This window comes from Paenibacillus sp. OK076, assembly GCF_900110055.1.
In the GTDB taxonomy this organism is placed as follows: domain Bacteria; phylum Bacillota; class Bacilli; order Paenibacillales; family Paenibacillaceae; genus Paenibacillus.
On record NZ_FOCH01000004.1, the window covers coordinates 80,197 to 101,125 of the forward strand.

The window sequence follows — 20,929 nt, forward strand, 5'->3', positions numbered from 1 at the left end:
TAGATAGTAGAGTTGCACCTTAAACTGGTGTACTAAACACAGAGAGAATATCGTTCGAATTTTACATGGTGACCTGACCCGTTGGTTTGTTCTTTTTTGGTTTGCCTTTGGTTCGGCTGGCGTCAGCATCGCTTTGTCCGAAACGGCGCTCCATATAGTGAACCAGGAAGCTGAGCGGTAAAGTCAACACCAGGTAGAATAGCGCAACAATGGTGTAGACGCTCAGTGGTAGGAATGTATCCGAGTTGATCAGATCGGCAAAATACATCAGATCCATGCCCGCTACGACCGCGAGGATGGATGAGTTTTTGACCAAATTGATAAACTGGTTGCCAATGGACGGCAATACAATCTTGATCGCTTGTGGCAAAATGATCAGGTTCATGGCCTGTACGTAGGACAGACCGGAAGATCTCGCCGCCTCTAACTGCCCGCGGGGGACTGTCTGAATGCCCGCCCGGATTGCTTCGGCAATGAAAGCGGCCGTATAGATGGTCAGACCGAGTGTACCCGAGATGAAGCCATCCAATGAAATGCCGAGTGCCGGCAAGCCAAGGTAGAAGAAAAATACGACGAGCAGCAGCGGGATGTTGCGGATAAACTCCACAAAAGCCGTGCCGATCCAGTTGAGCGGTTTAATGGGGGATATCCGAAAGATAGCCATAATTGCACCAAGAATAAAGCTGCCAATCAAGGCCATGATGCTCACCTGGATGGTGTTGAGGAACCCTTCCAGGAATCGATCCGAGTGTTTAATCAGTATACTGAAGTCCAATTTGCCCATGTAGGCGAAGCCTCCGTTCTCCAGAGGTAGAAGCGGCGATTGCGTCCTATCCATGCATGGCACAGCATAGGCGAGGTCGCCGCTTAACCATCATTAATCGGGGTTACTCGGGCTTGCTGCCCAGCCATTTCTCGTGCAACGTATCATATTCTCCGCTGTCCTTCATGCTTTTGAGCAGGCTGTTTACTTCTTCAACGAAGGCAGTGTCGCCTTTGCGAATCGCCATGCCGTAAGGTTCGCTCGTGAAATTGCCACCAACCAGCTTGAAGTTGTTATCGGTCTGCTGCATGCCGATCAGGATAATGTTATCGGTCGTCAATGCTTCGCCTTTACCCGCTTTGAGGGCTGTGAAGGCATCCTGATAATTGTCGTATTCGAGGACCTCGGCATCCGGGGCTTTTTCCCGAATATTTTGCGCAGAAGTCGAGCCTTTGACGGCAAGTACCTTCACACCGCCGAGACTTTCGAGACCGGTAATCGGGCTGTCGTTTTTCACAAGCAGGGATTGCCCGGCTTCAAAATAGACATCACTGAAATCCACTTGTTCCTTACGTTCATCCGTAATCGTCATCGTGGCGATGATGATATCAATGTCGCCGTTTTGCAGCATCGGAATGCGCGTTTTGGACGTTACTTCCTTCAGTTCTACCTTCGTTTCGTCTCCAAGAATCTGTTTGGCAAGTGCTTTGGCGATATCAATATCGAATCCTTCGACTTCGCCGCTTGCGGGGTCTTTCAAACCGAACAATTTGGTATCATATTTCACGCCGGCAATGAGCTTGCCGCGCTCTTTAATCTGTTCAATGGTGCCTTTGGCTTCGGTACTCCCACCAGAACCGCCGCTGCTGCTTTCCTCTCCAGTGCTACAACCGGACAATACAAGGGATAGAATCAAAACAAGCATAAACGACGGCCACTTTAATACATTTTTCATTTGGTAAAGACCCCTTTCAAAATGGATTATTCTCAGTGGTGAATCAGACGACTCAGGAATTGCTTGGCCCGTTCTTCTCTCGGGTTGTCGAAAAATTCAGCGGCGGAGGCTTCTTCCACAATTCGGCCTTCATCCATAAAGATGACTCGGTCTGCGACCTCGCGCGCAAATCCCATCTCATGGGTAACGACAACCATCGTCATCCCGTTGTGGGCAAGAGACCTCATAACATCCAGAACTTCCCCGATCATTTCGGGGTCCAGTGCAGAGGTGGGTTCGTCAAAAAGCATGATTTTGGGCTCCATGGCAAGACCTCTTGCAATGGCTACACGCTGCTGCTGTCCACCGGACAACTGGGAAGGATAACTGTCTGCCTTGTCGGCAATGCCTACCCGGGTCAGATACTTCATCGCCGTAGAGGCTGCCTGTGCTTTGGGCTGTTTACGCACCTTCATGGGTGCAAGGGTAATGTTATCGATGACTTTTTTGTGAGGGTAGAGATTGAAGTGTTGAAATACCATGCCGATATCACGGCGGAAGAGGTTGATGTCCACCTTTTTCTGATGTAAAGGGACACCGCTGACGACAAGTTCACCTTCGGTAATCGTCTCCAGACGATTGATGCAGCGGAGCAATGTACTTTTGCCTGAGCCGGAAGGGCCGATAATGACAACGACTTCTCCTTCTTCAATGTGAAGATGAATATCTTTGAGGACATGAAAATGGCCAAAATGCTTCTGGACACCCCTAAATTCAATCAAGAGACCCCATCCTTTCTGCAGCATCTGTGTGTAAAAGGAATTATAAGGAATAAATTGAAACTAGTTATTTAATCATACATACTCATCCTGCTAAAGGCAATTGGTTTGTGATAAAACATGACATAAGTAATGGGTTTTATAGGGCTATAGCCAGTAATTATGTTATATATTTGTTATATTACTAACCTATTTATGACGAATCCTGACAGAAAAATGAATCCATTCTCCTAGTTGTTTTACAACCATTGGAATAGATGTATAGAGTATACTGGAAGAGATGTTTACTTTATGACTCTGATCATAAAAACAAATAACCTCAAATTCTGAATGTACATGGCAAAAAAGCTCAACCCTATGCCCTATGGCATTGATATGATGGAGCGAGAATGCGCTTTCCAGTAAGTAATCCAATATTATAAACAGTCCGATCCAATTATAGTTAGAGAGGATGTTCTGAACGATGAATACATATTACTCCCCACTGGACACAGGAGAAGGTATTGAATTTGATACGAAGGCTTATGAAGTGAGTTTACCTGTCATCCCGGCACGGGATTTTCAGATTACGGATTATGGTGCGGTAGGGGATGGCTTGACGGATAATACCGAGATGTTCCGGCTGGCTATAGCAGCTTGTGCAGAAGCGGGCGGAGGTCGAATTGTCATTCCGGAGGGTGTTTGGTTAACGGGGCCGATTGTGCTTCGCAGTCGAATTGAGCTTCATGTTCAGGCGGGTGCTCTGGTTACGTTCAGCCGTAATTTCGATCAATATCCCCTGATTGCGTCCAGCTTCGAGGGTTGGCAGGCAGTGCGGTGTCAGTCGCCCATTGATGGTGAGCAGCTGGAGGATATTGCGATCACGGGTGAGGGGATTTGGGATGGCGGTGGAGAGGCATGGCGTCCGGTGAAACGATCCAAAATGACTGCATCGCAGTGGAATCGACTGGTTTCTTCGGGCGGTGTGGTGGAGCAGGCTGACGGAGATGAAGCCATTTGGTGGCCATCGACTTCTGCCCTTGAAGGCGGTGCGATTGCGAATCGTCTGCATCTGGAGCAAGTGTGTGACGTGGCTGCTTATGAGGAAGTCAGAGACTTTTTGCGTCCTAACATGGTCAGCTTGCGTCAATGTAAACGAGTGCTTTTGGACGGCCCAACGTTCCAGAATTCGCCGGCATGGAACCTGCACCCCTGGGCATCCGAGCATGTCACGATTCGTAAAGTGAGTGTGCGGAATCCATGGTTTTCCCAGAATGGGGATGGGCTGGACATCGAATCCTGCCGTCATGTCGTTGTGGAGCAGAGTGTATTCGATGTTGGTGATGATGCGATCTGCCTGAAATCCGGCAAGGATGCAGAAGGTCGTGAACTCGGTCTGCCCTCGGAATATATTACGATCCGCAATTGCACCGTGTATCACGGTCATGGCGGTTTTGTCATTGGCAGTGAAATGTCCGGTGGCGTGCGGCATGTGCGTGTCTCGGACTGTACGTTTATTGGAACAGATATTGGGCTTCGCTTCAAAAGTGCGCGTGGGCGCGGCGGGGTCGTTGAAGATATTCAGGTGGAGCGAATCTATATGAAAGATATCATAATGGAAGCTATCTCGTTTTCCTTTTTCTATGCCAATCAGGAGGGATCAGCTCGCGGTAGCGACTTGACTCAGGAGATTAGTGAGGAGACTCCGGTGTTCCGGGATATTCGGATATCGGATGTAGTCTGTGCAGGAGCGGAAACCGCGTTATTGGTGAGTGGACTGCCGGAAATGCCGCTGGACGGTCTGGTCATTCAGGGATATACGGTGACGGCTCGTAACGGGGTGCAATGCGCTCATGCGAAGCACCTGCGAATCGCCGAAATGAACGCACATATTACCGAAGGATCGTTAATTCATTTGCATCAGTGTAAGGGTGCGGAGCTGGAATCGATTGAGGGTGTGGGCGCAGACGGTCGGCTCCTAATGGTGACAGGACATGAATCGGCAGGGATCGTATGCCGGGAAAGTGATGCAGATACAGAGGGGCGCCAAATCTCCGTTGGTCCTGAAGTAAGAAGTGGTGTAATCATCCGCAGGTAAGAAGGGTTCGACGTTGCATAGGTTTATCTTATCACCGCGGGCATATCCTGGCGCGCGATGTCATGGCAGATTGTCGTATGACAGACGTCCGGCTTCGCCAGTCGCTTTGAAGATCTATCGATGTTCTTTGCGATAGCGAAGCGGCGTAGTCCCGGTCACCTGTTTAAACGTTTTATTAAAATGGGCTGTATGCTCAAATCCTACCTTCTCCGCAATCAGCTGCACCCGTTCTTGGGTGGACAATAAACGTCTCTGTGCCTCCCGAACCCGGGTAACACGCAAATATTCGCTGAAGCGAAATCCGGTAAAACGGCTGAACATTCGGCTAAGATAAGATGGACTGATATAAAATCTCGCTGCGGCCTCTTCCAATGTAAGGGGCTCATTATAATGATTGTTCACATAAGTGACGATCTCACTGATCTTATCCTGCATGGGATGATGCGGAGCCGGAGAGGTTTGCCGAGTATTCTCTTGCACCCGGTGGATCTGAATCAGGATCTGGGCGAGCAGGCTTCTCACCACGATTTCATAATGAGGTCGGCGCTCCTTGCATTCTTTCAGCATCTGCCACAGCATTCGTTCGATCTCAGGCTGCTCCGCATCAGGAAAGTGCAGCAGCCTTGAACGATCGAAGGGAAGCAGACCGCATATTCCAAACTCCATCCCGGTGGCAAAAGAAGGCGAGAACCCGATCAGAATTCGTTCAAAGCCGGGAATGCTTCCTTTGGACGTCGTATGTACATCATGGGGATTGATCAGGATCAAATCACCTTTGCGGGCGGTAAGAAGCTGACCATTCATGGAATAGACACGTTCTCCTTCAAGCAGATAATACAGTTCGTAAAAAGGGTGTGCGTGAGGCTGTGGCATGGCGTTCCCGTTGTGTCTGCTCATGTGTTCAATGGTGAATGAACTCTCGCCAATTCGATATTTGGGTCCAATCCGATTCTCTATAACACTCATAACACGTCTCTCCTCTGCGCCAGCTGATTTACGGTTAATATCCATATCATAACGGAAAATCCAGTTTGTTGTAAACGCTATCATTTAAATGAGGGTCCGACCAGACGTAATGAATAGAATGTGGGCGGAATGATTTTCGGAAAGCTAATATAGGCTGTAAAGGTGACAAAAGTCTATTCATGTTTTACAGTAGGGGGAGTGAGGCTAACCTCTGGATAGGGGTGTCTCCAATTCGATTTGGAAGGAAGGAAACAGAATATGACGACGCATGAATTATCGCCACTCGTTGCTGCATTGAATATGCAGCCACACGTTGAAGGCGGTTGGTATAAGGAAGAATGGAAGGCATCGTATCAAATTCCACAATCCGTACTGCCGGATACATACTCAGGCCCTCGATTCTCGGCAAGTTCGACATACTTCCTGCTGCACTCGCACGAAGTCTCGGAATGGCATACTGTTTTGTCTGATGAGCTTTGGTTATGGCATAGCGGCAGTCCGATTGAATTGAAATTGGGCGGCAACGGAGAAAACCCGGAAAATGAAGAAGTGCTCGTACTGGGTATGGATATTGCTGCGGGTCAATCGCCGCAGGTACTCGTTCCAGCCGGAGTATGGCAAACCGCACGCCCGCTGGGTGATGAGCCTGTACTGGTAACGTGCGTTGTAGCACCAGGTTTCCATTTTGATGATTTCAAACTGGTTTCCAAAGGCTAATATAACCATAAATTAACAAGCAAAATCCCGATTCAGGTGCGTGTGCATCCGGATCGGGATTTTTTGATGTTTTCTAGCTGTGATTATATATTGAAATTAGAAGTTAAAGTTGTCCGGATCGGAACCAAAGCGTTTATTCTCGTTCAATTGGTTAATGCGTTCGATTTCTTCCGTGGTCAACTCAAAATCATACAGGTCCGCATTATCGCGAATGCGCTGTGGTGTAACGGATTTAGGTATGGTCACAATACCATTTTGCAGATCCCAACGTAGAATGACCTGTGCCGGTGACTTGCTGTACTTGGCAGCGATCTCCAGAAGTAGCGGATGCTCCAGCAGATGTCCCTGACCCAGTGGAGACCATGCTTCAATCTGGATCTGATGTTTGCTGCAATACTCCCTTAGCTCCGTTTGGATCAACAGCGGATGCAGTTCCACCTGATTCACAGCAGGTTTAATGGTTGCATCGGTCATCAGGTCCTCCAGATGGTGAATCTGGAAGTTACTCACCCCAATGGCGCGGATGCGTCCTTCCTTATGCAGCTTCTCCAACGCTCTCCAGGTATCCTTATACTTGCCCTTGACAGGCCAGTGGATCAGATAGAGATCCAGATATTCCAGTTCGAGTCGTTCCATACTTGCTTCAAAAGCGGCCAGTGTGGATTCGTAACCTTGATCCCCGTTCCACACTTTGGTCGTAATGAACAGATCCTCGCGGGCGATTCCGGATTCACGAATACCTTGAGCTACACCCGTTTCGTTGTTATACGCTTTTGCTGTATCAATACTGCGATAACCAGCCTGGATAGCCGTTTTGACGGCTTCAACCACTTCTTCTCCATCTTTAACTTTGAATACGCCAAAACCCAGCCAAGGCATTTTGACTCCGTTATAAAGTGTCGTTGTGTCCTGCACATGTTTCATGGTCCGAAATTCCTCCTCTGATTCATTCATTATTTCATTATGTAATTACCCTGATGATCGGCAGCCAATCGTAAATGGATGACTGTCTGTATTGATTATACTAAAACCTTTTTGGTAATGGGAAAGAATACGAGCATTTCGATAGGAAAAACCCCTCTTTTATCCTTTTTCGCCAGCCAGAGGTTTGGTTTTGACGCGTGCGGGTGATAAGATGAAGTATACGAAATATGGAAACAGAAGCTTTCCTATGGAAGGGATCACATGAAGAACAGAGGAGCACGGGAAAGTTGGGTGTCATTGAACCCGTGTGATTAACGATAAAGGAGTAAGAATACAATGGCTAAACCTAAACAAACCAAAAAAGCAGCAGCTTGGTCTCTTGTTGTTATGGGAGCGGGATTTGCCGCATCATTGCCGTTTCAGGGCGGCGTAGTAGGCAAACTGCTGGTAGGTTCATTTGAAGCGGGCTTGGTAGGTGGACTAGCGGACTGGTTTGCCGTAACAGCGTTGTTCCGTCATCCACTGGGTATTCCGATTCCCCATACGGCATTGCTGCCCAAGAATCGGGACAAATTGACCGAAGGCCTTGTTTCCGCAGTGGAAAACAACTTGCTGAACAAGGATAGCATCACCGAGAAAATTGCGGGTTTCAAGGCGGCAGAAATCGTTCTGGATACGATGACACGGGAACTTCACAACGATGGAGTCAAAACCATGATTGATACGCTCTGCAAACGAATCCTTGCAGGCCTGCCGCTCGAGCAGATTGCTCCATTGGTTGCGGGCGAGATCAAATCACAAGCGGGGGCCTTCGATCTGGGTCCGATTCTGGAACGGGCTTCGATCCAGATGAGTGAGCGTGGATATGATGCCAAAGCACTGGACTATGGTCTGAAGCAGGCAGAGGAATGGCTGGTGAAGCCGGAGACCATTATGTTTTTGGGTGAAAGTGGCTTAAAGGCGATCAGTGGCATCCAGATGAACGGATTAATGCAATTTGCGATGAATGCGTTCATGGGTTATCTGAATGAGGAGCGTCTGGGCAGCATTTTGCAAGGGTATCTGTTTGACCGAGTAGAGGACATGAAGCGTGAGGGCAGTGCTCTTCGTTACAAAGTGCTAGATCTGTTGCGAACCCAGGCTATCCGGCTGGCGATGAGTGAAAGTGTTCAGGATGGAGTCAACGGCTGGAAAAACAACATGCTGGATGGATGGAATGCAGAGGAAACCGTACTGAACAAGCTCATTGAATTGAGGGATAAGGCGCTCACTGCAATGGAAGATGGTCAGTATGTGGATACGTTTGCTCTGCCTGCGATTGAGCGGGTATTGTCCGATTTGCGGTCAGACGATGCTTTATTGGCAGGGTTGAATGCGAAGATTGTGGAAGGCGTAACGACGCTGCTGGAGAAAAACCATTCCAAGATCGGCAATCTCGTGCGCGAAAATGTCAACAAAATGGACAATGCCTCATTGATCTCCTTGATTGAGGATAAGGTTGGACAGGATTTGCAATGGATTCGGATTAACGGGGCTGTTACCGGATTTATAATCGGGATTGTGTTAACCGCCCTGCGGATGGTATTGGAGTAACTCATTGATAATGGCAAGATTAGGGCCGCTCACTGGAGTGGCTCTTTTTCGTCTGGGCAATTATAAATGGCGAACTGATGCATAATCCAGAAAATGGGGTAATGTACACCCAAATGACCGATTGGAATCATGTAGGAACAAAGTTACATAAAAACGATGCCAACAGCCGATGTGATCATGTTGATTTTGTACTATGATGCACATAACAGAAGAAAAGAGTGGATATACGAATATATTTAATGAAAAAGAAAAGGTGATTGATATGAGGTTGAAGCGGCGGCTCGCATGTATATTTTTTTTGACCATACTATCCACTTTCATTTTGGGAGGGTGTCAGAACATGAAGGAAAGTGAAAAACAGGCTTATTTTAAAGAAGCGGAAGCGGAAGCCGTAAAATATTTGAAAAATAAATATGAACTGGATGTCGTGATTACGAACAAAGAGTTGTTACCTGAGATGGCGCTTGATTCTATTGCTATGGAAGGACATGTGGTTGAACATGAAGAGCAAGAATTTACGATCTCGTATGACTATGAGGATAAAAAAATCAAAAACTTTGGCATGAGTCCGGCAATTAAGGAAGCCATTATAGCTAAGGGATATGATCCGTTTAACAAATAAATCATAATTCAGGATTGATTTTCTTGGAGGTGCGACGGCTGTGAGTAACTCACCTAAAATTGATGACGAAACATACAACAAGATGTCTGAATTAGCATATGAGAATCTGAAAGCAGGTATGGAGTTTGAGAATCTTCCTGGATGGCAAGTTCTTGAGGACACGCATGGAAACAAAAAATCCGGCTTTGATGCGGTGACCTTCTACAATCCCGAGACCAAACAGGCGGTAATCGCATATCGGGGCACGGAGGGAAGTGCTTCGCTGGATCGCAGCGTTCCTGATTATTACGCGGATGCTCAAATCGGTTTGCCTGAGCTTGGCAGAAAGATCGAACAAAGTACGGATTTTACACCGGATTGGTTGGCAAATGGCATTCAGAAGGTAAGAGATGTTACGGGGATCACTACAGTCGAGAATGCTGTGGGAGAACTGGATAAAAAGCTGGATAAAACGTTCAGTCTGGGACCGAACCAGATGTATGAGGCGGAAGACTACGCCAATGATATGCAGAAAAAATACAAGGATCTGGATTTCTCGCTGACAGGGCATTCGCTTGGAGGGGGGAATGCCCAGTATGCGGCTGCATACACGGGACTCTCCGCGGTGACGTTCAGCGCGCCATCCGTAATCTCCAGTCTCACGCCAGAGGCAAAACGAAAGGCCGAAGAGGGTGGGTTTGATAGCCAAATTATCAATTATGGGCATCCCGGAGACTTTGTAACGAGCGGCTTTTTTGGTGGATACGATCGTCACGTAGGTTCCATGTATTACATCAATTCCAACTATGAGGATATGAATGATGACATGGGCATGTGGGATAAAATCAGCAACACCTTTGGTGGTAAAGAGTATCACAGTTTGAAACAGTACAATTTTGAGAACGGCTATATTTCCAACGATCTATATGATCCGGTTACAGGCGAGCAAATCCATTATTCACCACGTCAGCCGTTCAATGTCCTGTCTGATCTCGCAGCATTTATGCGGAACCTGGGTGGGCAGGCAGGCCGGTTTTACAAGAGGTATGGCCTCGGCAGCAGGAGCGTCTGGCCTGATTCAGGTAACGCCCGAGGAACTCAAAAGTGTCGCTGCCCGTTGGAAGCAAAATGCACAACAGTGCAATGCAGAATTGAATACGGTACGGAGCCGGATGGCTCAATACCTGCATTCCAGCCGCAGTCGCAGACTTGAACCTATCGTCACTCATCTGGATGCGTCTATTAACGAATTGAGCACATGGCATATGAAACATACGAGTCAGTTCTTGAACTTTATCGAAGAGAAGGCGGAAGCCTTCCGTCAAGCGGATGAGAGTCAGGTCAGTTTTAAATAGAATTTTGCGTGAAGGGCCTGGCGATTGGCAATTACATAAGGGAGGGAATACGAGTGAGCGGACAATTGCTGGTAGAGCTGAATGATCTTCGGATTGCGGAAAAAGAATTGACCCAGCTGCTTGCCCGTCTCCAGGCAGATGAGCAGGAGGCGAGGAGCCTATACAATCGTCTCGACGACTGGAAGGGACAATCGGCCGATTATACAAGGCAGCAGATTGAAGCGTTCTTCGCGGGTCTGTCTGGACGAATACAGTCGATTGAACAACAGAAGAAGAGCTTGCTGCAATATATTGAAATCATGATCCAGACGGATCAGGGACGATAGAGGAAAAGTTGTATGGGAACGCTGCTCTTAACCGGTGAACTTAAACATGAGTTTGAGTTTTGAAACCGAAGTTTGAATTCGAAGTTAGCGTAAGCGTACAGCTAACAAAAAGGAGCCTTGGCACATCGGGATAAATCCCGTTCGCCAAAGGCTCCTTTCTTTTTTGTTTACATACAAGACTGCATGTTTTGCATGTTAGCTTTTAACGTTTTTTGCGGCGTGTTGCCAGAGCGATACCCAGGAAGGATAGGATCAACGCCAGAATGGATACGATCAGGGTAGCCTGTTGCAGCTTCAATGTGCCTGGATCTGAATCCGTGTTGTTTGGCTCACCAGTAACGGTGTCGTTCAACGCGTCACCCAATGTGGTATCGTCGTTTGCCTTCGTATCGCCACCCGTTGCAGCTTCATCATCATGACCCGCATTGCCGGCTGTACCTGCGCTGTCATGACCTCCGCCTGCAGCGGCATTACCTGCAGCAGCAGGATCTTGGCTGATTGCCGTGATACTGTGCGGGTTGCTGTCACTTGGTCCGCCTGTCCATTCCACGATGCTGCCATCGCTATAATACTGGAACGCATCCCAGGCGACTTCCGTTTCCGCATCCGGATTCTGTGCTACGAAGTTGAACTGCTGGAATTGACCAGCCAGAATGCCTTCGTTATCTCCGTCCACTTCCCAAGTGATAGATGTTACTTCATTGGAATCATTTTTTTCGGTAGTGATTTTCCAGCCTGCCAGTGGTTGGTATTGCTTGAATGCAACGCCTTGCGGTACTTTCAGCGTGACTTTGGTGGTAGGCAGCTCTTTTTCGGATGGAATCTTGATGCTATACGTCTGCCATGCGCCTGTCTGTGCCACAGTTGGGTTAACGGTAACGTGAGCGCTGGCGAATCCGGCGAACAGCATCAGCGCGGCGGCTCCAGCAGCGAGGCTGGATGTCAGTTTGGAAGTCCATGATGTTTTCTTCAAAATAAATTACCCCTCTCAAATCTTATCATTTATGTTTCGGCCCATTTTTTAAAATAAGTGCCTGATGTGCTGCAAAGCCAACGTTCCGGTTACGAATCGTTCTTTCAATCGCTGTTATTCCCAGATTTTTGATTCACTTTATAAGTGAAAATCCGGGAATAGCGTATGCTTCCGAAGCAGCTTTCTTGCAGAAAGCTTTTAGGTGAACATTACACTTCTCCAGAATCGATTTCGTCCCCTTCACTACAATTGCAGCTTGTTGAGACACTGATTTTAGGCTGAGTCGCCTTTCAAATCTGAATCGGTTTTAACCTATGGATTAGCGGTGTCGATCTCAAATTCGGTATCAAGTGAATCCAGAGATCGGGTTAGCAGATGCACCTTGATATTCCAGCGTCCTGGCATGGAGATGTATTCTTCTGCCTCATATACGCCAGTATCATTTTTCGGAATCGTGATCTCGTAAATGCCCATATCCATATCCAGGTGGGTCAGTGACAGTGTGATCTGTTCCAGATCGTTAACTGTAGTGCCGTCCGGTTTCTTCACATCGACCTTAAACTGATTCTCTCCGGTACGATTTGGGCTTACCTGAAGTGTAATTGTGGTTCCGTCGTCCATGGTCTGCGCTTCTTTATAAGGTCCTGCGGCTGCCGGTTGTCCAGGAGACAGGTGTGTCAGTACGGCGGCCAGCGCAAGCACGACGGCACCAGCAATCAGTTCCGCCTTCAGGCTGCCGGCGAGTCGGTTACCGCTGCTTGTACGTGCCATTCTGGCATGACGCCAGGCCAATAGAAGCATCACCACAAGCAAGACAACTTTAGCGATAAGCACGAGACCATACGCCGTTGTGAACAAAGACGTAAGGAGAGGTGCAGGCAAAATGATCAGGCTGCTGTATATCCCCGTAGCGACGAGAGCAGCAACAGCACCAATGCCCCATGCTGTGAATCGTCGGATCGCCGTCCAGTAGACCTCTCCTCGCACCGTGGAAGGCAGTTTATCCGCGAGCGGAGGCAGACACGCAGCCATGGCGGTTAGAGCGCCGATCCAGAAAGCGGCTCCGATCAGATGAACGAAGTCCATTGCGATGGCGAGCTCACGTTGCTCCGCCGCAGCCGGATGTCCTGTCATGGCATGGGTGAACAACCAGCCAAGAACGAGGACCAGTGATCCGTATGATGACCAGATCCGGATACGCAGCGAGCGATCCCGGTCATATCCGGAGAGGATAGTAACCGCCAGCAGCATCACAATGAGCATCTGTACCATCCAGATCTGGCCGAATGACGTCAATTTGAGTGCACTGCCCATCAGTGCCCAGCTGAACTCCCCGATGGAAACGCCTGATTCATACAATGTGTTCAGGGGCAGGCTGATCAGAGCGGCAACAGAAGCGGCACCATAATTGATCCATAACAGCCTGTAGCTCCTTGGCACTTCCAGTGGTTCTCTCGCCATGGAAGCAGGCGCAATCCGGAACAGCAGGAAAGCAAGTGTGCCTAGAATCACAGACAACCCCAGATATTGGATCCAGTCGGTCAGCGACAAAATCCATTTTAACGGTCCGCCAACCTGGCCTGAACCAGAAGTTAAATCTGCGAGACCAGCAGGAGCGCCAGATGGTTCCCCGATATGAAACACATAGGCTCCCTGAATGGGGTGACCATCCGCAGACACGGCCTTCCAATTCACGGCGTAGGTTCCGTTTCCAAGTCCGGTCCGCAGTCCGGTCTCCAGAATATGAGGACGAGCCTCATCGACGTGCACATTGCCGTCATCTGCCTGTGTTCCGTCAGGTGCGGTGATTTTAATATCATAAAAGGCCGTTTGCAAAGACTCATTGAACTCCAGAGTCAGTTGTTCAGGCGCAGTCGCAACCAGTTCATCTTCACCTGGTGAGGCCTGCACAATATAAGCATGGGCAGATGCCCATTGTGGCATAACAAGGCAACACAACAACATCAGAGCGACCATCAGTGCCCAGTGCCGTTTGCCCAATTTCATGGTGAATCTACTCAAAATCAAAAAATCATCACCCTTAGGTCTAGAATTGTAAGTCATTCTTTGTTATCTGAGCACAATCTATACCATTATAACTTTGTCCAAAATAACACCGTATGACTACATTGGGCTATAAAAAAACGAAATGATCCATGGAATTGTGACAAAAACATGAATGCCCTGCTATTTACGCAGCTTACGGCCTGCGAGTCCGCTTTCCAATGCATAGCGGGTTAATTGCACACGATTTTCGAGATGCAGTTTCTGTAAAATATTCTTCAGATGATTTTTAACCGTTTGGTCCGAAATGCCAAGTTGGTCGGCAATCTCACGGTTGGTATATCCCGCAGATACCCATTGCAGGATCTCAAGCTCCCGCGTAGTCAGCGGATTATCGGGTACATCCTCCGTGCGAGGCGCAGGGAACTCCTGGAGGATTCGATAGGCAAGCTCCTTGCTCAGGGGTGCATCATCACTGACGATGGCGCGAAGGTATTCAAGCCAGGTGGAGGGAGCCAGATTTTTGAGCAAATATCCCTGGGCCCCCTGCTTCAGCGCTTCGAACAGGTACGTGACATCATCCGATACAGTAACCATGACGATAATGACATACGGAAAGCGCAGTTTGATCTGGCGGGTGGCTTCCAGCCCATCCATATCCGGCATCTGCACGTCCATCAGAATAAGATCGGGCATCCATTGCCCGGTAAGCTCCAGCGCCTCCAGTCCAGTCGAAGCGGTACCAATAACTTCAAACAGACTGTCCTCGGATAAAATACTGCAGATCGCCTCACGCGCGTGCGCGTGATCATCGACGACCAATACCCGTACAAGTTCCATATTAAGCATGCCCCTTTCCAATGGTTATTCGTGTGTAACCAGGCCTTGAATCAAGGGCGAAAGACCAGCCCATCTGAGCTGCACGTTCCTTCGTAATTCGCAGGCCGTACCGATCCTTCAGGTGCAGTGGATCACCGCTCACACCAATACCGTTATCCTGAATGAAGATCGACCAGGCAAAAGGAGTCCCTTCTGCAATCACCCGAATATCTGTAGCCCGGGCATGTTTGCGTACATTAAGCAGTGCTTCCCGAATGCAGGCGAGCAGTTCTACCTGCTCCTTGGGGGAGAAGAAGGTGCTGTCCAGATCCCATGCCAGATGCGCCGAAGGAACCGTCTCCTCTATGAGCAATTCCACCTGTGACAGCAGGGAAGTTCCCTCCGGTACTGCCGCTTGTCCAGGGACGTAGCGGAGCTGGGCGATGGCCTGCCGTACGTAAGCGTTGACCTCGTGTACGGTTTTGCGTATTTCCTGAATTTCATTCTCGTGACCACTTCCAGCCAAACTGCGCTCGGCCTTGTCTGTTTTTACCGACAAGAGAAAAAGAGACTGTGAGATGCCGTCGTGAAGCTCGCGGGCCAGTTGGTCCCGAGCTTCGAGTGCCACTTTGGAAGCACGCTCCTGCTCCAGAGCGGCCCTGGCACTCTCCAGCATGTTGAATAAGCGACTTAGCAAGGTGACGCTTATGAGGTATAGGATTAGAGGGGTAAGCCAGTTACCCACATCCATGGAGAGGTACGGCATCAAAAATTGGTGACGGATGTATTCCCAGAGACCAACCGTAAATGTGGGGACCAGCAGAATCATCCATTTAATCTGTTTGTATGACATGAATACAGAGCTCCTTTGATATAAGGTCCACTTATATGTATCCGTTTCAAGGGTTGGCACCATTATAACGCATGCTTGCTTCAGACCCTAGTCTGGCTTTCTTCGGAGGAACCTCGGGTGGATAAGGGAGCATTTAGAAGGATATCTAAGAACAATACGGGGTGAAATTATGTCACGCAGGGTGAGCCTTGATGAGTACAGATGAGGGGGGCTGCATCCATTTTCCCTATTGGAGGAGGTCCTCTATACTTATATAGAACGCAAATTTATTACAAAAGATGTTAAGGAGTGAACGCAACAACATGAATCAAGAGGTATTGGAACGTCGCAGCGAGTTGCTTAAGAAGAACATTCATCAAATGCTTCTTCAAGACAATCAGCACGGAATCAGTCGTCAGGATAACATGTTTTTGCAGCAGATGATTAAAGAGCTGCATCAGACTTCACATGAGATGAATACCACTCGATAACGCAGAATCTGCACAAGAATGAAATAATCTGGTGCATGATTTACTCTATGATGAACATGAAAATGGCGCTATCCCCGATTCGGCCGGGGGTAGCGCTTTTGGCTTTTTAAGGGGGATTTCTGAGGTGTTACACAAGTTGTTGCTGCACCGTTCGTGTCTGAATATATCGGATGAACAGTTCGGCTAGCTCGGGATCGAACTGAGAACCGGAGCACATCTTCAGTTCCTTGATCGCTTCATCCACATTTTTCGTTTCCTGATACGGCCGCTCCGTCGTCATTGCATCAAAGGAATCAATGACCGTGAGCATCCGGCACAGCCTTGGAATCTCACAGCCTTTCAGACCATAAGGGTAGCCTGCCCCGTCATACCGTTCATGATGCAATTCAATATAGGGAATGAGATCGGCAAAACGCTCGTTGGTCATGGCCATTTTTTTGCCCCAGGTGACATGGCCCTTGATCGTTTCCCATTCTTCAGCGGTGAGCTTTTCTTTCTTATTCAGGATGGACCACGGAATTTCAAGCTTTCCGATGTCATGAATCAATGCGCCCAGTACAAAATTGCGCTTCTCCACATTATCGAGTTCCAGCAGCTCACTTATATCGAGAGCATACTTATATACGCGTTTGGAATGTTTGAATGTATCCATATCCTTATATCTGAACAAGTTGAGCTGCTGCTCAATGTCTCGCACATCCTGCACCAGATCAATCTCTTGCTCCATGCCGTCGTTACTGCCGTGGCGATGCACATTGTTTTTGCCCTGCTTTTTGGCATAATACAGCGCTTTATCCGCCTGATCTACAAGTTGTGACTTGTTGTACATATCGACCTCATAACGTGCAACACCCGCGGAGAACGAGAGACAGCCGTGCGGAAACACTTCAACTCCTTCAAAAGGTGTATCGTTCAGCTGCTTGCGCAGCTTGTTCATGAACGCATAAGCCTCGTCCAGGTCCATGCCTGGCATGAGTAAGGTGAACTCTTCTCCGCCGTAACGAAAGGCGGTGACCGGAGTACCTTCCGTCTTCCGATTGAGGAAATCTCCCAGAAGAGCCAGCAGGCTGTCACCCTGGAGATGACCGAAGCGGTCGTTGTATTTTTTGAAATCATCAATATCGATGAGTCCCAGTGAAAGCGGGGTTCCCTGGGAACGGGCGTTAGCAAGCTCGCTTTCCAGCATACTTTCAAAATGGCTGTGGTTAAACAAACCTGTGCGTTGATCCGTATTCGCCTTTTCCTCAATACTCTGATACATCACAAACAGCTGTTTGAACGCATGCGATAGTAGAATGCTAAGACTGAGATAGAGCAGCAGGCCGAGAACGCCGTTATGCACAACGAGAATGGTCAGCACAAGTGCCAAAATCAATGTACATAAATAGACGAGCAGTGATTCGGTAACGAACACACGCTTCATCTGCTGTAAAGCATCCTTTGTTGAGAAATGAAAGAACAGGCCGAGCGTGATTGTATTAATGATGAAGTAGGCTGCAAGTGCCGCAAAATAGGGCAGCAGGTTATATCCATCCAGTGCTCCTGGAACTCCTCCAGTCCAAGTAAATACATAAGCAGCTCCAGCAATCATAAGGCTGTAAATGCTGAAATTGACGATATGTTTCCACCAGGTGAGTTTGCGGTCCTTGATTAACAGAATGAGGGAAACGGGCAGCAGTACAGACAGACTGAATGCACCACCAAACATGAAGATAGAGGCGAGGTACACGGAAGAGTCCATGGATTGCTGATTGCCTTTGGGCGGAATTTGAAACGTGAAGTAATCCAAAATCAGCGCCGCACCGAGCATCGTGTATACCATTACCCATTCTTCAGCGGATAGATGGAGATAAGACCACTTGTTCATATACAGAAAAATACCGATGCCCGTGCAGCTAAGCAACACGACATACATGCTGCTTCGATCTGCTTTATGGATAAGGTTACGAATAAAGTTCATAAAAATTCTCCTGCTTGGTTTAGTCTGCTCTTGATGTGAATATATCGGCTTGTACTATATTGATGTATAACATAACAAGTTACCTCCCAAAAATCCAGAAAGAAAAAACAGGCCGCTGGCAGCCTGTTTGTCTTGGTTGGCGAAGTATATGTACTAGCCGCCCAACTTGTATCCTGAAGTCAATGCAACAACGACAGAAGCTACGATGATTGCGTTGATAACAAGACGAGAATATTTAATGCCTTCGAATTTTTTCATGGAAAAGACCTCCCTTCCTTGGAGTCTGTCCGAATCTCTTCAGGCCTGATTGAATTAACTGGCTGCAGAGCATCTCTGGTTCGATTCACCATCATGTACTGGATAAACAGGAATATGCCAATGTTCATGACCACATCGCCGATGCTGATTACCTGGGTCCGCGGATAAGGGCTGGACAGCGGGATGATATCACCTAGAAACGAAAGATGTGTGGAAGCATCCATCATATAATGCTTTGATACGGCTCCGCCTTCGCGCAGCATGTCCACATAATAGGGCCCAAGAACAGCCGAGGCGTCCACGGAAACAGGCATACGCCCACCGTTCACCGCCATGACGATGAAATTGAGAAAGACACCGATCCAGATCAGCGTAAAACCCTTGTAATGTCGATTAAGCCACAAAAATGCCAGACCTGTGACATAAACGGCAGCAAACAGGTATCCATTGATGGATGCAACCCAATCAAGCCTTTCCTGCAAGAAAAAGATGAAGAACTGGGCCAGCAGCAACAGCGGGAAAATCCATCCGCCTCGCAGCTTGAGTGCTGCAAACTGGTGGAGACCATACCGAAATCCTCCCCGGAACAGTCCAACGATCAAGCCGAGCAGAATGCCGTCGTATACCATGATTAACTCCTGTCTTACAGATATGTGTAAATGTGATTGCGTGTTTATGTACCTATTGTTATTCGACCTTTTACTGGTAAATCCTGCAATGAAAAATATTTTTTTAGAAGAAATTTGCAAAAAAATAAGCAAAAAACCGCCTTTACGAACAAATGGGTCGAATCCATTGTAAAGTTCGGTAAAGTCGGCTTTATATTGTGTCAAAATGCGAGCTTTAATGCACTTGATATTTGTTCAGTTTATTCTGATTCTCCGTTCAGATAATTGAAGAACGGATGGTCAACCCAGAAGGTGTAACTGGATATGTCCGCATCAGGGGCGAGCTTACGGAATCCTTCCTGAATCACCTTGGAATTCTCTTTAAGGGAGAAGGATTGTGCGTAATAGTTGCCAAGTGAAATTTTATTGTTGGCAATGACCGGATATTCCGCCAGAGCAGTTGGCGAATAATACAGCGGCTGCCACCAGGAAGCATGAATCAAGGCGGAGGTGTCATCGCTATTCTTTTTGGCGTACTTCAATATAATGTCGTTGAAGCGGGCTTTGTCCGCTGTGTTATTGAACTCGAACTGAATGTCATACTCTTTGGCGTAAGCGATGTAGTTGCCATTCTCGATCTGGGTTACTTTGTAATCCGGTGTTTCCTTGGGCTCTCCCCATTCCTTCAAATAAATGAAGGCAGATGTCTTCGGCTGGAACTGTACGTCAGCATCAATGCCTTCGCTGCGCAACAGTCCAATTAACTGCACCGCGTGTTTAATATCATCATGTCCGTAAGTTAAAGTCAGTTCATCGATGAAGTTGGAATCAAAGCGACTATCCTTAAGATTGTAACCAGTGACGAGATCATTCCGCAGTGCTTGATCCACAATGGTCCGCAGTTCCGGTGCTTCTATTAAATCAGCGGTGCGATAGGCAGCGTACAATTTGGAGTAAATGTCAGCGTCGCCGGAGCGGCCAATTTCATTTTTATATTTTCCCTGACTGGTTAATACCCGTCCAAGCAAAATGTTGGCAAAATCGGAACTTGCTTCGCCGCCCTTACGGAGAGCGGGGTACAGACTTTCCGGGATCAGACCGGTATCAATGGCAGCGGCCAGTTCTTGCGCAGCTTGTCCCTGAACGCGTCCTGAGCTAATGCCAAGTTTCGCGAGTGCCTTCGCTGTTTTGTCTTCAGGGTATGTATAGGCCAGCTCTTTGAATCCGGCTGCTTTGATTGCGATGAAAACAGCGGCATAAGTGCTAAGTTTGTCATTGGCACGCACTTCCGTACCGGATAGGATGCCGTTGTTATATAAAGAAACGGCAGCTTTATACGCAGAATCACTCGAGTTCAGATCAGTGAAGGCCGGAGCCTTGACTTCACTGTCACTTGCTTCATATGTAGCCGGAGCAGCTTGATCGGCTTCAAAAATGGAAGCAACCGCCTTGATGAAGTCCCCCTTTGTTAACTGCTTCGGCAATTGGATATTGTATTTGGCTTGCAGGAATTGGGCGTAATCGGCCGCACTCTCAGTATAGACTGAAGGAGCTTGTGCTACTGGTCCTTTAACTGCTTGCGGGGGAGTTTGTCCGGTTGGAGTGGCGGATGCCGAAGCAGGCAAGCTGAGGCTGCCGAGTGTAACCGGAGCGGCAAGCAGAGCGGCCAATGTGATCTGGGTGATTTTTTTCATATGAATAGCCTCCTCAAAATAGGGTTGGAAAATAAAGAAGATCGGGTTATAATTCTGACAAATCCTATCTGAATATAATAATTGGATTGACTTTAGCATGGAGCAGCTCTGGATGTCAACGGAAAAAACCTTGGTATAGAGAGGCTTCGGAGGCTTTATGGAAGGCAAATCAACTATTATATTCCATTTAGTGTATACGCTCAAAGATTTATTGACAAGGATCGACAGTATCCGCTAGGATTATAAAAAAAGAAT

The 20,929-nt window shown here is 47.9% G+C and carries 20 protein-coding genes; 8 read left to right on the plus strand and 12 right to left on the minus strand.

The window, feature by feature from the left end; genetic code table 11:
* Positions 1-61 precede the first annotated feature (61 nt).
* The 3 genes from BMY78_RS25175 to BMY78_RS25185 all read right to left on the minus strand — a co-directional run bounded on the left by BMY78_RS25175 (position 62) and on the right by BMY78_RS25185 (position 2,503).
* Complete coding sequence (locus BMY78_RS25175; RefSeq protein ID WP_090904088.1) at positions 62-784, minus strand: amino acid ABC transporter permease; 723 nt, start codon at positions 782-784, stop codon at positions 62-64.
* Between the two features lie 103 nt (positions 785-887).
* Positions 888-1,718, minus strand: coding sequence for a transporter substrate-binding domain-containing protein (locus BMY78_RS25180; protein ID WP_090904089.1), 831 nt, complete (start codon positions 1,716-1,718; stop codon positions 888-890).
* 32 nt (positions 1,719-1,750) lie between these two features.
* Entirely contained in the window at positions 1,751-2,503 is a 753-nt protein-coding gene (locus BMY78_RS25185) for an amino acid ABC transporter ATP-binding protein (protein WP_079695864.1), read from the minus strand.
* 436 nt (positions 2,504-2,939) lie between these two features.
* Here BMY78_RS25185 and BMY78_RS25190 point away from each other — a divergent pair, with 436 nt between their 5' ends.
* Positions 2,940-4,553 carry a glycoside hydrolase family 28 protein gene (locus BMY78_RS25190; protein ID WP_090904090.1) on the plus strand — a complete coding sequence of 538 codons (1,614 nt, stop codon included), beginning with the start codon at positions 2,940-2,942 and terminating at the stop codon, positions 4,551-4,553.
* Between the two features lie 114 nt (positions 4,554-4,667).
* Here the strand turns inward: BMY78_RS25190 and BMY78_RS25195 are convergent, their stop codons facing one another.
* Positions 4,668-5,519, minus strand: a complete 852-nt coding sequence (locus BMY78_RS25195) for a helix-turn-helix transcriptional regulator (RefSeq protein ID WP_090904091.1) — start codon at positions 5,517-5,519, stop codon at positions 4,668-4,670.
* A 258-nt stretch (positions 5,520-5,777) separates the two neighbouring features.
* On the opposite strand from BMY78_RS25195, the gene BMY78_RS25200 reads away from it, so the two are divergent.
* Positions 5,778-6,236 (plus strand): cupin domain-containing protein, encoded by a 459-nt coding sequence (locus BMY78_RS25200; RefSeq protein ID WP_024632300.1) that lies wholly within the window; start codon positions 5,778-5,780, stop codon positions 6,234-6,236.
* Positions 6,237-6,332: 96 nt separating this feature from the next.
* Here the strand turns inward: BMY78_RS25200 and BMY78_RS25205 are convergent, their stop codons facing one another.
* Positions 6,333-7,160: an aldo/keto reductase gene (locus tag BMY78_RS25205; protein ID WP_090904092.1), complete on the minus strand. Its 828-nt coding sequence runs from the start codon at positions 7,158-7,160 to the stop codon at positions 6,333-6,335.
* A 336-nt stretch (positions 7,161-7,496) separates the two neighbouring features.
* Here BMY78_RS25205 and BMY78_RS25210 point away from each other — a divergent pair, with 336 nt between their 5' ends.
* The 5 genes from BMY78_RS25210 (at position 7,497) to BMY78_RS25225 (ending at position 11,035) form a co-directional block, all read left to right on the plus strand.
* On the plus strand, positions 7,497-8,753 hold the full coding sequence (locus BMY78_RS25210; RefSeq protein ID WP_090904093.1) for a DUF445 domain-containing protein: 1,257 nt from the start codon (positions 7,497-7,499) through the stop codon (positions 8,751-8,753).
* 340 nt (positions 8,754-9,093) lie between these two features.
* A complete protein-coding gene (locus BMY78_RS25215) occupies positions 9,094-9,375 on the plus strand; it encodes a hypothetical protein (RefSeq protein WP_063566264.1) in 282 nt (93 codons plus the stop codon).
* A 40-nt stretch (positions 9,376-9,415) separates the two neighbouring features.
* A complete protein-coding gene (locus tag BMY78_RS25220; RefSeq protein WP_256222408.1) occupies positions 9,416-10,567 on the plus strand; it encodes a Tle-like phospholipase domain-containing protein in 1,152 nt (383 codons plus the stop codon).
* Positions 10,527-10,709, plus strand: coding sequence for a hypothetical protein (locus tag BMY78_RS33530; protein ID WP_256222409.1), 183 nt, complete (start codon positions 10,527-10,529; stop codon positions 10,707-10,709). The genes BMY78_RS25220 and BMY78_RS33530 overlap by 41 nt, the downstream gene beginning before the upstream one ends.
* 53 nt (positions 10,710-10,762) lie before the next feature.
* Positions 10,763-11,035, plus strand: coding sequence for a hypothetical protein (locus BMY78_RS25225; protein WP_053780102.1), 273 nt, complete (start codon positions 10,763-10,765; stop codon positions 11,033-11,035).
* A gap of 202 nt (positions 11,036-11,237) precedes the next feature.
* Here the strand turns inward: BMY78_RS25225 and BMY78_RS25230 are convergent, their stop codons facing one another.
* The 4 genes from BMY78_RS25230 to BMY78_RS25245 all read right to left on the minus strand — a co-directional run bounded on the left by BMY78_RS25230 (position 11,238) and on the right by BMY78_RS25245 (position 15,684).
* Complete coding sequence (locus BMY78_RS25230) at positions 11,238-12,008, minus strand: YcnI family copper-binding membrane protein (protein WP_339848275.1); 771 nt, start codon at positions 12,006-12,008, stop codon at positions 11,238-11,240.
* A gap of 312 nt (positions 12,009-12,320) precedes the next feature.
* Entirely contained in the window at positions 12,321-14,036 is a 1,716-nt protein-coding gene (locus BMY78_RS25235) for a copper resistance CopC/CopD family protein (RefSeq protein WP_177185870.1), read from the minus strand.
* A 159-nt stretch (positions 14,037-14,195) separates the two neighbouring features.
* Positions 14,196-14,852 carry a response regulator gene (locus BMY78_RS25240; RefSeq protein WP_090904095.1) on the minus strand — a complete coding sequence of 219 codons (657 nt, stop codon included), beginning with the start codon at positions 14,850-14,852 and terminating at the stop codon, positions 14,196-14,198.
* Between the two features lies 1 nt (position 14,853).
* Complete coding sequence (locus BMY78_RS25245; protein WP_090904096.1) at positions 14,854-15,684, minus strand: sensor histidine kinase; 831 nt, start codon at positions 15,682-15,684, stop codon at positions 14,854-14,856.
* A 302-nt stretch (positions 15,685-15,986) separates the two neighbouring features.
* Between BMY78_RS25245 and BMY78_RS32980 the strand changes: the two genes are divergently transcribed.
* A complete protein-coding gene (locus BMY78_RS32980; protein WP_162842449.1) occupies positions 15,987-16,154 on the plus strand; it encodes a hypothetical protein in 168 nt (55 codons plus the stop codon).
* 127 nt (positions 16,155-16,281) lie between these two features.
* On the opposite strand, the gene BMY78_RS25250 is transcribed toward BMY78_RS32980, so the two are convergent.
* The 3 genes from BMY78_RS25250 to BMY78_RS25260 form a co-directional block, all read right to left on the minus strand.
* Entirely contained in the window at positions 16,282-18,114 is a 1,833-nt protein-coding gene (locus BMY78_RS25250; protein WP_090904097.1) for a bifunctional diguanylate cyclase/phosphohydrolase, read from the minus strand.
* Positions 18,115-18,368: 254 nt separating this feature from the next.
* Positions 18,369-19,001 (minus strand): DUF5317 domain-containing protein, encoded by a 633-nt coding sequence (locus BMY78_RS25255; protein ID WP_177185871.1) that lies wholly within the window; start codon positions 18,999-19,001, stop codon positions 18,369-18,371.
* A gap of 239 nt (positions 19,002-19,240) precedes the next feature.
* Positions 19,241-20,674, minus strand: coding sequence for a hypothetical protein (locus BMY78_RS25260; protein WP_090904098.1), 1,434 nt, complete (start codon positions 20,672-20,674; stop codon positions 19,241-19,243).
* Positions 20,675-20,929: the final 255 nt, after the last annotated feature.

Excerpts from the sequence above, each read along its gene's own strand:
- BMY78_RS25175 (WP_090904088.1), bottom strand. The coding sequence starts at position 784 with ATGGGCAAATTGGACTTCAGTATACTGATTAAACACTCGGATCGATTC.
- BMY78_RS25180 (WP_090904089.1), bottom strand. The coding sequence starts at position 1,718 with ATGAAAAATGTATTAAAGTGGCCGTCGTTTATGCTTGTTTTGATTCTA.
- BMY78_RS25185 (WP_079695864.1), bottom strand. The coding sequence starts at position 2,503 with ATGCTGCAGAAAGGATGGGGTCTCTTGATTGAATTTAGGGGTGTCCAG.
- BMY78_RS25190 (WP_090904090.1), top strand. The coding sequence starts at position 2,940 with ATGAATACATATTACTCCCCACTGGACACAGGAGAAGGTATTGAATTT.
- BMY78_RS25195 (WP_090904091.1), bottom strand. The coding sequence starts at position 5,519 with ATGAGTGTTATAGAGAATCGGATTGGACCCAAATATCGAATTGGCGAG.
- BMY78_RS25200 (WP_024632300.1), top strand. The coding sequence starts at position 5,778 with ATGACGACGCATGAATTATCGCCACTCGTTGCTGCATTGAATATGCAG.
- BMY78_RS25205 (WP_090904092.1), bottom strand. The coding sequence starts at position 7,160 with ATGAAACATGTGCAGGACACAACGACACTTTATAACGGAGTCAAAATG.
- BMY78_RS25210 (WP_090904093.1), top strand. The coding sequence starts at position 7,497 with ATGGCTAAACCTAAACAAACCAAAAAAGCAGCAGCTTGGTCTCTTGTT.
- BMY78_RS25215 (WP_063566264.1), top strand. The coding sequence starts at position 9,094 with ATGAAGGAAAGTGAAAAACAGGCTTATTTTAAAGAAGCGGAAGCGGAA.
- BMY78_RS33530 (WP_256222409.1), top strand. The coding sequence starts at position 10,527 with ATGGCTCAATACCTGCATTCCAGCCGCAGTCGCAGACTTGAACCTATC.
- BMY78_RS25240 (WP_090904095.1), bottom strand. The coding sequence starts at position 14,852 with ATGGAACTTGTACGGGTATTGGTCGTCGATGATCACGCGCACGCGCGT.
- BMY78_RS25245 (WP_090904096.1), bottom strand. The coding sequence starts at position 15,684 with ATGTCATACAAACAGATTAAATGGATGATTCTGCTGGTCCCCACATTT.
- BMY78_RS32980 (WP_162842449.1), top strand. The coding sequence starts at position 15,987 with ATGAATCAAGAGGTATTGGAACGTCGCAGCGAGTTGCTTAAGAAGAAC.
- BMY78_RS25250 (WP_090904097.1), bottom strand. The coding sequence starts at position 18,114 with ATGAACTTTATTCGTAACCTTATCCATAAAGCAGATCGAAGCAGCATG.
- BMY78_RS25255 (WP_177185871.1), bottom strand. The coding sequence starts at position 19,001 with ATGGTATACGACGGCATTCTGCTCGGCTTGATCGTTGGACTGTTCCGG.
- BMY78_RS25260 (WP_090904098.1), bottom strand. The coding sequence starts at position 20,674 with ATGAAAAAAATCACCCAGATCACATTGGCCGCTCTGCTTGCCGCTCCG.